The organism is Massilia sp. CT11-137, from assembly GCF_047302885.1.
Classification (GTDB): Bacteria; Pseudomonadota; Gammaproteobacteria; order Burkholderiales; family Burkholderiaceae_D; genus Telluria; species Telluria orientalis.
Map to the genome: position 1 here is coordinate 2,306,738 of NZ_JBKYMP010000002.1, position 14,584 is coordinate 2,321,321.

The 14,584-nt window shown below is 64.9% G+C and carries 13 protein-coding genes; 9 read left to right on the forward strand and 4 right to left on the reverse strand.

Annotation, left to right across the window (positions count from 1 at the left end; genetic code table 11):
- Positions 1–13 precede the first annotated feature (13 nt).
- A complete protein-coding gene (locus ACEN98_RS27060; protein WP_413387988.1) occupies positions 14–949 on the forward strand; it encodes an alpha/beta hydrolase in 936 nt (311 codons plus the stop codon).
- Between the two features lie 44 nt (positions 950–993).
- Here ACEN98_RS27060 and ACEN98_RS27065 read toward each other — a convergent pair whose 3' ends face one another.
- Complete coding sequence (locus ACEN98_RS27065) at positions 994–3,108, reverse strand: beta-galactosidase (RefSeq protein WP_413338398.1); 2,115 nt, start codon at positions 3,106–3,108, stop codon at positions 994–996.
- Positions 3,109–3,423: 315 nt separating this feature from the next.
- Between ACEN98_RS27065 and ACEN98_RS27070 the strand changes: the two genes are divergently transcribed.
- The 3 genes from ACEN98_RS27070 (at position 3,424) to ACEN98_RS27080 (ending at position 7,164) form a co-directional block, all read left to right on the forward strand.
- Positions 3,424–4,626 carry a helix-turn-helix domain-containing protein gene (locus tag ACEN98_RS27070; protein ID WP_413338401.1) on the forward strand — a complete coding sequence of 401 codons (1,203 nt, stop codon included), beginning with the start codon at positions 3,424–3,426 and terminating at the stop codon, positions 4,624–4,626.
- A gap of 386 nt (positions 4,627–5,012) precedes the next feature.
- Positions 5,013–6,203, forward strand: coding sequence for a XylR family transcriptional regulator (locus ACEN98_RS27075; protein WP_413338402.1), 1,191 nt, complete (start codon positions 5,013–5,015; stop codon positions 6,201–6,203).
- Between the two features lie 103 nt (positions 6,204–6,306).
- Positions 6,307–7,164 carry a hypothetical protein gene (locus tag ACEN98_RS27080; protein ID WP_413387989.1) on the forward strand — a complete coding sequence of 286 codons (858 nt, stop codon included), beginning with the start codon at positions 6,307–6,309 and terminating at the stop codon, positions 7,162–7,164.
- A 131-nt stretch (positions 7,165–7,295) separates the two neighbouring features.
- Here the strand turns inward: ACEN98_RS27080 and ACEN98_RS27085 are convergent, their stop codons facing one another.
- The 3 genes from ACEN98_RS27085 to tssK are packed head-to-tail and all read right to left on the reverse strand — an operon-like array spanning position 7,296 to position 10,577.
- Complete coding sequence (locus ACEN98_RS27085) at positions 7,296–8,450, reverse strand: hypothetical protein (protein ID WP_413387990.1); 1,155 nt, start codon at positions 8,448–8,450, stop codon at positions 7,296–7,298.
- The gene (icmH, locus tag ACEN98_RS27090; RefSeq protein WP_413387991.1) at positions 8,447–9,211 is read right to left on the reverse strand and encodes a type IVB secretion system protein IcmH/DotU; all 765 of its coding nucleotides are present in this window, start codon (positions 9,209–9,211) and stop codon (positions 8,447–8,449) included. Before icmH ends, ACEN98_RS27085 begins: the two co-directional genes overlap by 4 nt.
- 16 nt (positions 9,212–9,227) lie before the next feature.
- The gene (gene tssK / locus ACEN98_RS27095) at positions 9,228–10,577 is read right to left on the reverse strand and encodes a type VI secretion system baseplate subunit TssK (protein ID WP_413387992.1); all 1,350 of its coding nucleotides are present in this window, start codon (positions 10,575–10,577) and stop codon (positions 9,228–9,230) included.
- 322 nt (positions 10,578–10,899) lie between these two features.
- On the opposite strand from tssK, the gene ACEN98_RS27100 reads away from it, so the two are divergent.
- The 5 genes from ACEN98_RS27100 to tssE are packed head-to-tail and all read left to right on the forward strand — an operon-like array spanning position 10,900 to position 14,584.
- Positions 10,900–11,508 carry a hypothetical protein gene (locus ACEN98_RS27100; RefSeq protein ID WP_413387993.1) on the forward strand — a complete coding sequence of 203 codons (609 nt, stop codon included), beginning with the start codon at positions 10,900–10,902 and terminating at the stop codon, positions 11,506–11,508.
- A gap of 27 nt (positions 11,509–11,535) precedes the next feature.
- Positions 11,536–12,039 (forward strand): type VI secretion system contractile sheath small subunit, encoded by a 504-nt coding sequence (gene tssB, locus ACEN98_RS27105; RefSeq protein ID WP_413339867.1) that lies wholly within the window; start codon positions 11,536–11,538, stop codon positions 12,037–12,039.
- Positions 12,040–12,041: 2 nt separating this feature from the next.
- Positions 12,042–13,529 carry a type VI secretion system contractile sheath large subunit gene (tssC, locus tag ACEN98_RS27110; protein ID WP_413339866.1) on the forward strand — a complete coding sequence of 496 codons (1,488 nt, stop codon included), beginning with the start codon at positions 12,042–12,044 and terminating at the stop codon, positions 13,527–13,529.
- A 50-nt stretch (positions 13,530–13,579) separates the two neighbouring features.
- Positions 13,580–14,074 (forward strand): Hcp family type VI secretion system effector, encoded by a 495-nt coding sequence (locus ACEN98_RS27115; protein ID WP_056125847.1) that lies wholly within the window; start codon positions 13,580–13,582, stop codon positions 14,072–14,074.
- Positions 14,075–14,089: 15 nt separating this feature from the next.
- Positions 14,090–14,584 carry a type VI secretion system baseplate subunit TssE gene (tssE, locus tag ACEN98_RS27120; protein WP_413339864.1) on the forward strand — a complete coding sequence of 165 codons (495 nt, stop codon included), beginning with the start codon at positions 14,090–14,092 and terminating at the stop codon, positions 14,582–14,584.

A 14,584-nucleotide genomic window follows, 5' to 3' on the forward strand; every position in this document is an offset into this window, starting at 1 on the left:
CAGGAACCGAGACATGCAGATTCAGCTTGCCGCCGCCATGGCGGCCGCCCTCCTGTGCACCGCCGCCCAGGCGCAGGACACCGACGTCAACGCCAAGGACAACGCCAAGGTCAGCGCAGAAACGGCGCGCGCCAACTTCGCGCGCACTATCGTCCTCGCCGCCGACGACGTGCGCGCGTTCGCGCCGCCGCCCGCCGGATTCGCGGATGCGCAGCCGGGCCGCGCGCAAGGGAAGGTGGAGACGTTCACCTACGCGTCCAGCGTCACGAACAAGCGCCGCACGGCGAACGTCTGGCTGCCGCCCGGTTACGACAAGTCGCACCGCTACCCGGTGCTGTACCTCCTGCACGGCATCGGCGGCAACCAGGACGAGTGGCGCGGCTATGTGCGCGCGCAGGACGTCCTCGACAACCTCGCGGCCGCCGGCAAGATCGTGCCGATGATCGTCGTGATGCCGAACGGCCGCGCACTGGCGGACGACCGCGCGCCGCCGGAGAACAAGGTCTTCACGCCGGAAAACGCGGCCGGCTTCGCGCGTTTCGAGCGCGACCTGCTGGATTCACTGGTTCCCGCCGCCGACGCCGCGTATCCGACGCTGAAGGACAGCGCGCACCGCGCGATCGGCGGCCTGTCGATGGGCGGCGGGCAGGCGCTGAATTTCGGCCTGGGGCATCCGGAAGCGTTCAACTGGGTGGCGGGTTTCTCGCCGGCGCCGAACACGGAAGCGCCCGCGAAGCTGGCGGGTGAGGCGGCGCAGGCGAAGGGCAAGCTGAAACTGGTGTATCTGTCGTGCGGCAACCGCGATGGACTGATCAACGTCGCGCAGGGCGTGCACCGCCAGCTGCGCGAGCAGGGCGTCGCCCACGTGTGGAACGTGGACGGGTATGGGCATGACCGGGACAGCTGGGCGGAAAACCTGTATCACTACGCCCAGCTGCTGTTCCGTTAAGGAGCGTCGTAAAACCTGCTGCGACGGTTTTCCGAGGCTCCTTTTCAGTTCTCCTCGACGATCGCGAGATCCCACGGCGCCAGCGTGACGGTCTCGTCGCCCTTGACGGCGCGGGACGTCAGCAGGTCCGTGCCGGTCTTGTGGCGGTACGTGAACGTCGCGGGGCTGCCCGAGTAGTTGAAGTAATACCGGATGGTCTTGCCGAACCGGTTCACGCCCGTGCGCGCCTGGATGTGCGACGGCAGTTGCTGGTCCGGCCCGATCAGGCCCTTCTCCTGCAGCACGGATTGCAGCACGGCCTTCTGCAGCTTGTCCGACAAATACGTGCCTTCGTAGACGGCCTTGCCCGCGCCGAACTGGTTCGCCGTGATGGCCGGCCAGCGCCCGAAGAACGGGTGGTCGTACCAGGCGAGCGCCTTCGCCGTATCCAGCTGCAGGAACTCGGCCCAGTGGCGCACCTTGTTGTCGTCGCCGGCCTGGAACGGGTCGCCCTTCAGCGCGAGCGGTTGTGCGAGGTTCGAGAATTCCTGGTAGTGGAAGCCGAGCACCTGGCGCAGGGGACCCGGCGCCATCGTCCAGCGCACCGCGGCGTTCTCGTTCGCGAAGCCGCTCTTGAAGCCCATCACGACGTGGCCGCCCTTGCGCACGAACTCGGCGATCCGCTGCAGCAGCGCGTCGTCCGCGATGTACAGCGACGGCACGACCAGGACCTTGTACGCGGACAGGTCGGCCGTGTCCGGGAACACGAAGTCGGTGCCGACATTCAGGTCGTACAGCGCGCGGTGGATCTGGCGCACTTCCGAGCCGTAGTCGGCGTTGCTGCCCGCCGAGCCCCATTGCGACTGCTTCGCGAACGGCATGTCGTTGATGGCATTGAGCGAATCGCGGCTCCACAGGATCGCGACGTCGTTGTGGATGCGCAGGTCGACGAGGCGCTGGCCGATCTTCTGCAGTTCCTTGCCGGTGCGGCTCATTTCCGCGTAGGCGCGGTTCGGCTCCAGGTCGTGCGAGAGGACGCCTTTCCAGTACGTCTCCTGGTTCGCGTGGATCGACGCCCAGTGCCAGTATTCGACCATGTTGGCGCCGTTGGACAAATGCGTGTAGACGTCCTGGCGGAACTGGCCGTCGTACGGCGGGTACTGGAACGAGGAGCTCCAGTCGGTCGTCTGCGCGTTCGTTTCCGTGACGAGGAAGTTGCCGCCCTTGAGCGAACGCGTGAAGTCGCCGTCGAGCTTCTGGGCAGCGCCGTTGTACTGGTCCTGCGTGCCCCAGTGGTAGATGTTCACGCCGGCGACGTCGAGCTTCTGCGCGACGGCGCTTTCGTTGACGTCGCCGTGCAGCGAGCCGGCGAAATCGTGCGTGACGAACTGGCGCGGGCCCGCGCATTCGCGCACGAGCTGCGCCTGCCAGTGCAGGAAGTCCGTCACGCGCATCTGGCTCCAGCGCGACCATTCCAGTTTGTAGCCCGTGCTCTGGGCGCCGTCCGGCCGGGGCAGGTCGGTCCACGAATGCAGGTCCTGGCCCCAGTAGTTCAGGAACCAGGCGCGGCTGAGGTTTTCCGGCGTGCCGAATTTCTTTTCCAGGTAGTGCTGGAAGCGGATGAAGACGTCGTCGTTGGCGGCGCCGTAGCTGCCCGTCTCGTTGTCGACCTGCCAGCCGATGACGTTCGGGTTGTCCTTGTAGTGCGCGGCGATGCGGCGGATCAGGCGCTCCGCGTAGAAGCGGTAGGCGGGAGAATCCGTATTCATGTTCTGGCGCATGCCGTACGTGTTCTTCGCGCCGTTGAATTTGGTCGCCAGGATTTCCGGATGCTGGCGCGCCATCCACGCGGGGATCGAATAGGTGGGCGTGCCCATGATGACCTTGATGCCGGCCTTGCCCATCGCGTCGACGACGCGGTCCATCCACGCCGTCTCGAAGCGGCCGTCCTCCGGCTCCCACAGGCTCCATGTCGATTCGCCCAGGCGCACGACGTTGAAGCCGGCCGCCTTGATCATCTGGACGTCCTTGTCCAGCCGCTCGTAGGGCATGTATTCGTGATAGTACGCGGCGCCGTAAAGGACGGTCGGGAAGTCCGGCTGGGCGGCCGCGGCGGGGGCGCATGCGCCGCCTGCGAGTGCGCACGCCAGCGCGAGTGGGAGGAGTCTCCGGGTGAACATTCGTAGCCTTTCTTATGGATAGAGGTCTGGATAGTCATGCATTCTGACGTGTCGGGACAGGGTCGGGCAATTACGAAATTCGCTTCCTGCCATACGATTTGTCGTAGGTGTCGAGGTTGGGCAATTTCGTATGGGGTGCTGGCATTTTTCACAATTGCGGCGGCGCGTCATGGCTTCCACAATGGCTGGGTAGTCTCCTACCGCCTGGCATGGTAGGTTTTATGGGGCGGCCCTGGGCCGCCCCTTTTTTTGCCTTCGTATTGACCGGGCTGTTATGATCGGAGCGATCGAAGATCACTCAACGGCCGTACGACCATGCAAGAGTTTTACAAGAAGTCGCTGCTCTTTCTGATCGCGCTGCTGGTCGTGGATGCGCTGCTCGCGGCCTTGTTCATTTTCCTGAGCCAGCCGACCTATACGTTGTCGCCGGCGCTCCGGGACGGCATCCGCTGGGACCCCGTCGCCGTGTCCGACAAGGAGTTGGACGGCACGTCGGCAGTCAATCTGCGCGGTGCGGGACCCGGCGCGGTATCCTTCGACTACCGCCTGACGCACGACGGCAAGTTTCCGTTTGCCGGCATCCGGTTCATGGCCAAGGACGCGAAGGGCAACCTGGCCACGGTCGACCTGCGGGGATACGAGACCATCACGTTCACCGCGCGCTGCTTGCCCGCCTATCCGATGATGCTGGGCATGACCGTGTTCGACGACAAGATCTCGGTCCCGGGCCAGTACCTCACCTACCGGTCGCCCGGTACGTTCTTTCCTTGTAACGAACAAGGCGTGCCCGTGTCCATCGACATCCGGCGGCTGACCGTCCCCGACTGGTGGCTGTCGATGATGAAACTGCCGCTGTCGTCCAAGGATTACCAGCTCGACAAGGTGGCGCAGTTTTCCTTCGGTTCGAGTTCGCGAACGCCATTCGACCTCGATGCGCACGTGGAAATCAGCAATATCAAATTGCACAGGCAGGATTACCGGTATATCGGCGCGCTTGCCGTGATTCTCGTAACGGGCTGGATCATGTTCGGCATCTGGTTTTTCCGGACCCATACAAGGACCCTGGCCGCCAGCCTGAATTCCAGATTGAAAAAGGATCTGCCGCTGGTCGCTTACCGCCAATTAACCGTGCAGCCATATCGGGACGAGGAAAGCGCGACGGTGCTGAAATATATCGCGACGAATTACACGAATCCCGAACTGGAACTGGAAAGCGTGGTGGCCGGCACCGGTGCCAACCGGAATAAAGTGAATGAGCTGCTGAAAACGGAACTCGGCATGACGTTCACCGGTTATGTGAATAAATTGCGGCTGACCGAAGCGGCGCGCCTGCTCACGGAAAAAAGCACCGCGACCGTGGCGGAAATCGCCTATTCGGTCGGCTATGCCAACGTGTCGTATTTCAACCGTTTGTTCAAGGAAGAGTACGGTTGCACGCCGAAGGCATTCCGGACGCTGGCACCTGGCCAGCCGTCCATCGACGCCGAGTCACGGCCAAAAAAGGTGGGAAACGGCTGATCCAGCCTTCCACTCCCTGCAAAACTGATCGTACTTTTTGCACGGTGAAAGAAATCCGCTTGCTGACGTTATAGGCGCCCCGGGGTGGGATCCTATTCTTGAGCTGAAGGGGCGCCGCCACCGGCACCCCGGTCACGCTACGAGGAACCATCCCATGACTGCGCATGTCCCGTGCCCAACCCATTCCAGCCGCGCGCTCGCAATGAGCGCATCTTCCCGGCGCCTGGAAAACATCATCCATTGTTTGCCCCGCTTTGTCGGGCATTGCGCTGCCTGATCTCCTTGTTGCTGCGTTATCTGTTTACCGAGCTGTTTACTAAACATGCCATGCCGGGCCCGTTTAGCCCGGAAACAAAATAAAAATAGTTTCACAGGAGACGACAAGAGTGAAAACGACGAAAGCCTATCGGATAGCGCTGCTATTCAACGGAAACAAAACGTTCGATCGCGATGTGATTGCCGGAATTGCCGGCCATTTGGGCGGTACGCGCGTGGCCTGGGATTTATTTCTGGAAGAGGATTTCCGCCTGCGCCTGAATGGAATGGATCGCTGGCAGGGCGATGGCGTCATTGCCGATTTCGACGACCCGGCCGTCGTCCGGGCATTATCCGGCTGCACGGTGCCGGTGGTCGGCGTCGGCGGTTCCTATGCGAACGAGGACGCGTATCCGCCCGGCGTGCCCTATGTCGCGACCGATAATGTCAAGCTGGTCAAGCTGGCGCGCGACCACCTGATCGACGTCGGCCTGCAACGCTTTGCCATGTTCAGCCTGCCCGAAGCGCAGGAAAGCCGCTGGGCCCAGGAACGCGAGCGCGCGTTCCGCACCCTGATGGCCGACGACCGGATGGAAGCGGAGATCTTCCGCGGCTGCGAGACCAGCGCGGCGTCGTGGGACGCGGCGGTGCAGGGCCAGATCGACTGGCTGCGCAGCCTGCCCAAGCCGGTGGGCGTCATCGCGGTCACGGACGCGCGCGCGCGCCAGCTGCTGCAGGCCTGCGCGATCGCCGGCATCTCGGTGCCGGAGCAGGTGGCGCTGATCGGCATCGACAACGACCCGCTCGTGCGCATGCTGACCCGCATCCCGCTCAGTTCCGTGATCCAGGGCGCGCACGAGATGGGCCGCACGGCGGCGCACCTGCTGGAGCAGATGCTGCACGGCGTGCGCCTGTCGAACACGCGCATCCTCGTGCCGCCGGCCGGCATCAACGTCCTCGCGTCGAGCCGCTACCAGGCCGTCAAGCATCCGCACGTGATGCGGGCCTGCCACTACATCCGCCAGTACGCGTGCCAGGGCATCAAGACGCACCAGGTGGCGGAGTACGTGGGCGTGTCGCGCTCCTCGCTGGAAGTCTACTTCCGCCAGGAGCTGGGCTGCAGCGTGCACGACATGATCCTCAAGTCGAAGCTGGAAGCGGCCAAGGCGGGACTGGAAAGCGGCGAGCGCAGCATCGCGGACGTGGCGCTGGGCTGCGGGTTCACGTCCACGCAGTACATGCACCTCGTGTTCAAGCGCGAACTCGGCTGCACGCCGCGCGCGTGGCGCGACCGGGCGCTGGGCGAACGCACCGCCGCGTAGCATCGGCGAGAATCGTTCGGCCCGTTGGTGATTTTCGTAATTGAAACACAACGCGCGGGCCGGGAGAATGGCTTCCTATCGAACCTCGGGAAGCCAGACTGCAATGACGATCCACCTCATTCCGGGCGCCCCGGCCGTAGCGGCCGGCGAACGCTCGTTCATGCTCGAGAACGCGGCCGGCATGACCGTGACGATCGGCGAACGGGGCGCGCAATTGCGTGCCTGGGTCGCGCCCGACCGTTATGGGCGCATGGCCGATGTCGTGCAGTCGGACCTCGACGGCATCCCGTCCGGCGGCCGCGCCGCGCGCTGGGAGGGACGGCAGGCGAACGGCGTCGTGTCGTTGGCGCTCACCGCGGGCGGCGACGGGGCGGGGATGCTCGTGCATTACCGGCTGGACGACGAGGGCGCCCTGTCGATCGAGTACCAGGCCGTGGCCGGCGTGCCGATCCCGCTCGCGGCGCTGGCGCATCCTTCCTTCAATCTCTCCGGCAGCGTGGCCGACGTGGGCGACCACATGGTGCAGATCGACGCCGACTATTTCGAGGAAACGGGGCCGGGCGGCACGCCCGCCGGCGTGGCCGCCGTGGGCGGGACGGCCTTCGACTTCCGCCAGGCCGCCGCGATCGGCCCGCGCCTGCACTGGACCGACACCCAGCTGCAGCGCGCCGGCGGCTTCGATCACTGCTTCTGCGTCCGCAACCACTTCGCCGGCGGCCAGGGGCAGTTGCGCGAAGTGGCCCGCGTGTTCGACCCGGCTTCCGGGCGCCGCCTCCAGCTGCACACGACCGAGGCGGCCGTGCGCTTCAGCAGCGGCGCGGGCCTGCCGCGCCTGGACGCGTTCCGCGTCGAAGCCCACGCCCGGCCCGGCCTCATGAGCGCGGCGTGGCCGCGCGTGATGCTGCATCCGGGGCAGGTGTACCGGCAGACGACCGTTTACCGGTTGTCGTTGCAGGCGTAGTCCGAGCCCAGTCTCCGGCAAAGCTGGATGAAGGTGAATTCAACTATCGTGCGCGCTTGTCCCGGAAGGAGCCCGCTGACTCCGTGAAAGCGAAGCGCTGCAGGTGTTCCGCCGGCTTCGTGGCTGGCCCCTCACAGGCTCCCGGCGGTACCCGTGTACAGGTAGACCTTCCCGTTCGGGGCGCGCGCGAGCGCGCTCCACAGGGCCGCCTTCGTTGCCACATATAGCGGTTCGTTCGGAAGCGTCTTTACGATAGTTCCTTTATCCGGCCGCAGGGACAGCGTGACGAGACGGTTGTGCTTTCCCTTGCATGGTTTGACGACGGCCGCAACCCCGTCGCCGTAGGGGGCGATCGACGCGACCGAGCAATACGTTCCGGGCTGGAACGACGGCGGATGCGCCTTGCCGTCGGGTCCAATGGTGGTCAACGTCAAATTGTCGGGGCCGATGCTCAACGCATGCGTCGTCCCGTCCGGCGCCACGACGAAGCGCACATCGACGTCCGCCACGTGTGTGGCCGGAGTGCTCCAGACGTAGCCTCCGTTTGCCTTCATGCGCGAGGCCATGATGGCTCCCGCCGCGCCGGCCGGCGCCGTGGCCGGAAAGAACGTCCCCGCGATGTAAAGGCTGTCGCCTTCGAGACGCGCGCCGAACGGCCATGCGAAGGCGCCGTTACGGCGCTGCAGCGGCGCCCCGCGTGGCTGCAGTCGCTGGTCCAGATGGAGCGTGAACGTCGCGTAGCGCTCGTTCTTGTCGTCGGCATCCATCGTGTATCCCGCGACCGTCAGTCTGTCCGGCGTTTCTGCCAACGTATAGCCGTACTGGTTCTGGCCCGGCACCGCAAGCCGCGTCGACGCAATCGGGTTGCCCCGCAGGTCGAACGCGTACACGTAGACGCTCGCGCTGGATCCTGGCTGAGTGAAGCCGGTGGCGGCATTGGTCAGCAGGACGACACGCTCGGCGCCGACCAGGCACTTGACGGGATACGCCGTCGCCACGACGTCGGGAAGCGCAATCGGCTTGCGCCACGCCGCGCTCCCACGTTCACGATCAACCAGCACGAGGACAGGCACCGACGCGCCCATGTCGTCGATATCGTAGCCCGTAACGCAGACGCGTTCGCCATCGGCGGAAAATGCCATGTCGTACGTGTGAAACGATGTGCCGTTCAAGGGCAGGGGGATCCCTGCCGGCGGCGCGGCGTGTACGGCCGCAGCGTGCGCGCCAAGCAGCGTCAGGCAAAATGCGACGGCGCCGTGGGCGCCGCGGGAGCGGCGATTGCTCACGGCAGCGTGATCGTCAGATTCGCCGCCCGCGGCGCCATCTTGACGACGTCGCTGTACGCATTCATGCGCGCCTCGCTCGTGTGCCCGAGCGACGTGCGCAGCCCCACATAGCCCAGCACGCAGATCAGGCCGAACACCGAGCACAGCACCCACAGCGGCAGGTCGCTGCGCAGCTTGTGGCGGATCTGGTCGGGACGTTCCGCGTGCGGCGCGAAGCCGCCGCGCTTGCCCTTCATGTGCGCGATCTCGTCGCCCAGGCGCGATGTCAGGTAGTTCAGCTTTTCGGTCCCCTCCAGGATGTAGCGGCCCTGGAAGCCGAGCAGGAGACACATGTGGAAGACTTCGAGCGCTTCCACGTGGGCGCTGCCGCGCGCGCGCAGCTGTTCCAGGCGTTCGAAGAAGTGCTCGCCCGCGAGCTGGTCGCCGAACAGCTGCAGCTGCAGCGGGCGGCGCTCCCAGGCGTCGCGGATCGTGAAGTGCGAGCGCAGGATGATCTCGTCGACCGCGGCGCAGAACGCGTATTTCGCGGCGTCGACGTCGTCCGGCGACGCGTTGTGCTTGCGCGCATTGCGCCCGAAGTCGTCGAGGAATTGCGTCATCTTGCGCACGAACGCGGCGTCGTCCTGCGGGCCGTTGCCGTTCTTGAGCATGAACAGGGCGTAGAAGCCGTCGTACATCAGGTCCAGCAGCGTCTGCGGCGCCGCCGGCGCCGCCGCCGGGGTGCCGGCGGCCATGAGGGAAGGTGCGGTTGCGGTGGTCATGGAAGGTCTCTCGGGTTCAGGAGGTCACGGCGACGAGGTCGGGCTTCACGTCCGCCATGCTGCCGGGGACGTAGATCGAGATCGACTGCGCCTGCAGCATGCGCTCGTACATCTGGCCTTTCGCTTCGATGGCGAAGTAGACCGCGTCCGGCCGCACCGGCACGGCGGCCGGTACCTGCGGCGCGTGCACGAGGCGCACACCGGGCATCGCGGACAGCACGAATTTTTCCACGTCGTCCGGCGCGCCGATCTTCAGCCGCAGCGGCACCACGTCCACCAGTTCGCTGGCCGGCATGTCGCCGGACACGGCCAGGTAGAACGTCGTCTTGTCGTCGATTTTTTCCGAGTCCAGCATGCCGTGCCAGTACGACGGTTTCACTTCGCGCAGCGCGATGGCGAAGTAGCGCGACGAGATCACGGTGTCGAGCAGCTCGCGGATGATCTGGTGCAGTGTCGCGAACGCGGGGCCGGGATCGGCGTGCTGGTACGGCGGCAGGTCGGCCAGGGTCCAGCTCTTCGAAAATGTCATCAGGCTGCCCGCCAGCGACAGCAGTTGTTCGTACAGCCGTTCCGGATGCAGCGCCGGATTGTGGAAGTAGTGCGACAGGTTCGCGCACGCCGTGCTGGCCGTGTGCAGCAGCCAGAACGACGACATGTCGCCCGAGCGGAATTCGATCACGTGCCGGCTCGGTTCGCGGTGGTGGCCGTACAGCGCACTGACCTTCGCCTGCAGCGCATCCAGCAGCCGGCGCAGCTGCAGGAACAGTAGCGGCGCGCTCCTGATCGTCAGGCTCGGCGGCACGAACGACCCATCGAGCTCGAAGCCACCGGTGGCCGCGCGGCGCAGCCGCAGCACGGGCACGTGCACGTAGGCGTCCAGCGGCTCTCCGTCCGACACGAGGCGCACCGTCTTGCGCAGGTACGTCAGCTGCGCGCTCGCGGCCTGCGTGTACAGATCCGGCGTGTCGCGGTCCAGCTGCGCGAAGCGCGCGGTGTGCGTGCCGTCGCCGTCGGTCCTGTGCCCGCTGAAATTCGCGCCGTACGGCTTGAAGCCGGGCAGGGCGGCGTGCCACGTCACGGTCTGCACGGATTGCGGCAGCTGGCTCAGGTCGACGGCGTCCGGCAGGTCGTCGCCGCCCGGCGCGGAATACAGCTCGCCATCGGGAAAACGCACCGACAGTTCGAGCAGGCGCAGCGCGTCGTTGGCCAGCGCGTCGCGGTCGACCTGGACCGCGACGACGCCCCAGGCATACGGGTGCAGCAGGCCCGCCGTGCGATGCAGCCGATCCTCGTGGTACTGGTCCTGTTGCTGGAAATGCTGGGGGCGGAGGAACAGTCCTTCGCCCCATAAGATTTTGCCGCTCATGCGTTGGTTATCCCCTGGCGCTGCTGAAAATGAAAATGGCAGAACAGTAACATTTCTTACGGAAATTTAGCGCACGATTATGACACAAATTTTCTTTGTGATAATTCGTGATATTTCTTTGGCATAACGTCAGATGCCGTCAGGTTACAAGGAAAATCATTGGGAAATAGTGGAAATTGGTGAGCATTTCACTCGTCACTGACCCGCGTACGATTGTAAATAAAATTGAGGTTGATCAATAATATAATTCTGATACTATAAAAAAAGTTTTACAAAGTTAATACCAAGGCATCACTTAGTTCACCCTTTTGCGAGGACCCGCATGACCCCTGCATTTCCCGTTGGCCGCTTGAGCCGTTTCGTTGGCGCCGCCGCCTGCGCCATCCTTCTTTCCGCTTGCGCGACGACGAAGCCGGAACTGGCCGAGAAGCCGCCCGTGCCCACGATGGACGAGCTGCTGGTCAAGGCCACCGAGGCCAGCACCGCCGGCCGCAAGGAAGACGCGGTCACGCTGTGGAAGGAGGCGGCCGCCGCCTACCCGGCCGACAAGACGCCGTGGTCCAGCATCGCCCAGACCCGCTACGACGCCGGCCAGTACGGCGAAGCGATCGTCAGCGCCCAGGAAGTGCTGGTGCGCGATCCGAACGACCGCCTGGCGAACAGCATCATCGCCATCAGCGGCCTGCGCCTGTCGACGCGCGCCCTGGCCGACCTGAGCCGCCAGAACAACCTGTCCGGCTCGATCAAGACCGAGTCGCAGGACCTGGCCAAGCTGCTGCGCGAGAGCCTCGGCGAGCAGATCCTCGTGCCGCCGCCCGTGCAGGCCGCGCCGCCGGCGAAAGCCGCCGCGAAGGGCCGCGCCAGGCCGAAGGCGAAACACGCCGTCGCCGCCGGCGCGTCCGGTGCCGATCCGTTCGGCGCACTGAAATAACGTCCGAAACAACCACAGGGGAATCCCATGTCCAGAAATTCCAGTGTGCAGAAAAAACTGCAGAAAGTCCGCCCGCCGCGCGTGCAAATGACGTACGACGTCGAGATCGGCGACGCGATCGAGAACAAGGAGCTGCCGCTGGTCGTCGGCGTCGTCGGCGATTTCGGCGGGAATTCCGAAGTCCCGCAAAAACGCCTGAAGGAGCGCAGCTTCGTCGGCATCGACCGCGACAACTTCGACGAAGTCATGAAGGGCGTCGAACCCCGCGCCACGTACCGCGTGAACAACGAACTCACGGGCGAGGGCGGCCAGTTCGCCGTCGACCTGACGTTCCGCTCGATGGACGATTTCCGTCCCGAGGCCGTCGTGAACCAGGTCGAGCCGCTCCGTAAGCTGCTCGAGGCCCGCACGAAGCTGGCCGACCTGCGCAACAAGCTGGCCGGTAACGACAAGCTCGAAGACCTGCTCAACGACGTGTTGAACAGCACCGAAACCCTGGCCAAGCTGGGCCAGCCGACGACGAAAGAGTGATCATGTCCGCACTCCAGAACGCGGCCCTCGCGGCCGACACTCCCCTCGCACCCGAGGCCGACCTGCTCGACCAGATCGTCGAGCAGAGCAAGGTGGCGAAATCCAGCGCCGAACATGCGCGCGCCCGCGACCTGATCGCGGAACTGGTCAACCAGGTCATGGACGGCACGGTGGTCGTGTCCGACAACCTGGCCGCCACCATCGACGCCCGCGTGGCGGAGCTGGACCGCCTGATCTCCGCGCAGCTGTCGGCGGTGATGCACGCGCCGGAATTCCAGAAGCTGGAATCCAGCTGGACGGGCCTGAACTACCTCGTCAACAACACGGCGACGGGCCCGAACCTGAAGGTCAAGATGCTCAACGCGACCAAGCGCGAACTGGTGAAGGACTTCCAGAGCGCCATCGAGTTCGACCAGAGCACCATGTTCCGCAAGGTCTACGAAGAAGAATTCGGCACCTTCGGCGGCGCGCCGTTCGGGGCGCTGCTGGGCGATTTCGAGATCACCCGCCAGCCGGAAGACATGTACTTCATCGAGCAGATGTCGCACGTGGCGGCGGCCGCGCACGCGCCGTTCATCACGGCCGCGTCGCCCGAGCTGTTCGGCCTCGAAAGTTATTCGGATCTCGGCAAGCCGCGCGACCTGTCGAAGATCTTCGACACCGTCGAATACGCGAAATGGAAGGCGTTCCGCGAATCGGAAGACGCGCGCTACGTGGGCCTCACCTTGCCGCGCTTCCTCGGCCGCCTGCCGTACAACCCGGCCGACGGCGCCACCACCGAAGGCTTCAACTACGTCGAGGACGTGGACGGCACCGACCACCACAAATACCTGTGGTGCAACGCGGCCTACGCGTTCGGCACCAAGCTGACGGGCGCGTTCGAGGACTACGGCTGGTGCGCGGCGATCCGCGGCGTGGAAGGCGGCGGCCTCGTGGAAAACCTGCCGACCCACACGTTCAAGACGGATGAAGGCGAGATCGCGCTGAAATGCCCGACCGAGATCGCCATCACCGACCGCCGCGAAAAAGAGCTGTCGGACCTCGGTTTCATCTCGCTCGTGCACTGCAAGAACACGGACTACGCGGCCTTCTTCGGCGCGCAGTCGGCGCAGAAGGCGCGCAAGTACGCGAGCGACGCCGCCAACGCGAATGCCGTGCTGTCGGCCCAGCTGCAATACATCTTCGCCGTCTCGCGCATCGCCCACTACATGAAGGCCATGATGCGCGACAAGATCGGCAGCTTCGCCGCCGCGGCCAACGTCGAGGACTTCCTGAACCGCTGGCTCACGCAGTACGTCCTGCTGGACGACAACGCGAGCCAGGAACAGAAGGCGCAGTTCCCGCTGCGCGAAGCGAGCGTGCAGGTGCAGGAAGTGCCGGGCCGTCCGGGCGTCTACCGGGCCGTCTCGTTCCTGCGTCCGCACTTCCAGCTCGACGAACTGTCCGTATCGCTGCGCCTCGTCGCGGAACTGCCGGCATCGGCCACCTGATCAACTTTGTAGTCCCCCCGTATCAACTGAACTGAAAGGAAAAACACAACATGGCAATCGACGTCTACCTGCAAATCGACGGTATCAAAGGCGAATCCGCCGACACCGCACACAAGGACTGGATCGAAGTCAAGAGCGTCCAGTGGGAAGTCCTGCAACCGAAATCGGCCACCGCGTCGACCGGCGGCGGCCACACCGCCGAGCGCACCGAGCACAAGGACATCGTCGTCTCGAAGCTGGCCGACCTGGCCACCCCGATCCTGCTGCAGACCTGCTCGTCGGGCAAGACCATCCCGAAAGCGAAGTTCGAGTTCCTGCGTGCGGACGGCCAGGGCGAGCGCGTCAAGTACTTCGAGATCGAACTGGAAAACGTCCTGATCTCCAGCGTCTCGCCGTCCGTCGAGCAGGGCAACATCCTGACCGAAGACGTGTCGATCAAGTACTCCAAGGTGAAATGGAAGTACACCCAGCAGAAGGTCAACGGCGGCACGGGCGGTAACACGTCGGGCGGCTGGGACCTGTCGGCCAACAAGATCGCGGCCTGATAGCGCGCCGGCACGATGTCCGCCAAAGGATTCATGCCGGGGTTGTTCGATCGCCTGATCGACCGTCCCGGCCAGGCCCAGACGGGCACCGTGCCGCGCGTCTCGCTCGAGGAAATGAAGGATTCGGTGGCGCGCGACCTGGAGGCGCTGCTGAATACCCGCGCCGTGATGCCGGAAGAGGCATTCCGGCGCTTTCCCGAATGCGCGCGTTCCATCGTCGCGTACGGCCTGCACGATTTCGCGGGCCTGTCGCTGTCGAGCACCGACGATCGCGCCTTCATCTGCCGTAGCCTGGAAGCGGCGATCGCGCGCCACGAACCGCGCCTGCGCAACGTGCAGGCCCGCCTCGAACTGCGCGACGATGCCGTGAACCGCCTGAATTTTTCGATCACCGCGCTGATGGTCGTGAGCGCGGCGCACGAGCCGGTCAACTTCGACGCCGTGCTGCAGCCCTCCAGCCAGCATTACACCATCAGCAAGGCCCGCCGTGCGGCGGCGCCGGGAGCCTGA

Bases quoted from the DNA above. Each gene is read 5' to 3' on its own strand.
- tssE (WP_413339864.1), top strand. From the start codon at position 14,090: ATGTCCGCCAAAGGATTCATGCCGGGGTTGTTCGATCGCCTGATCGAC.
- ACEN98_RS27060 (WP_413387988.1), top strand. From the start codon at position 14: ATGCAGATTCAGCTTGCCGCCGCCATGGCGGCCGCCCTCCTGTGCACC.
- tssB (WP_413339867.1), top strand. From the start codon at position 11,536: ATGTCCAGAAATTCCAGTGTGCAGAAAAAACTGCAGAAAGTCCGCCCG.
- tssK (WP_413387992.1), bottom strand. From the start codon at position 10,577: ATGAGCGGCAAAATCTTATGGGGCGAAGGACTGTTCCTCCGCCCCCAG.
- ACEN98_RS27065 (WP_413338398.1), bottom strand. From the start codon at position 3,108: ATGTTCACCCGGAGACTCCTCCCACTCGCGCTGGCGTGCGCACTCGCA.
- ACEN98_RS27080 (WP_413387989.1), top strand. From the start codon at position 6,307: ATGACGATCCACCTCATTCCGGGCGCCCCGGCCGTAGCGGCCGGCGAA.
- ACEN98_RS27070 (WP_413338401.1), top strand. From the start codon at position 3,424: ATGCAAGAGTTTTACAAGAAGTCGCTGCTCTTTCTGATCGCGCTGCTG.
- icmH (WP_413387991.1), bottom strand. From the start codon at position 9,211: ATGACCACCGCAACCGCACCTTCCCTCATGGCCGCCGGCACCCCGGCG.
- ACEN98_RS27100 (WP_413387993.1), top strand. From the start codon at position 10,900: ATGACCCCTGCATTTCCCGTTGGCCGCTTGAGCCGTTTCGTTGGCGCC.
- ACEN98_RS27115 (WP_056125847.1), top strand. From the start codon at position 13,580: ATGGCAATCGACGTCTACCTGCAAATCGACGGTATCAAAGGCGAATCC.
- tssC (WP_413339866.1), top strand. From the start codon at position 12,042: ATGTCCGCACTCCAGAACGCGGCCCTCGCGGCCGACACTCCCCTCGCA.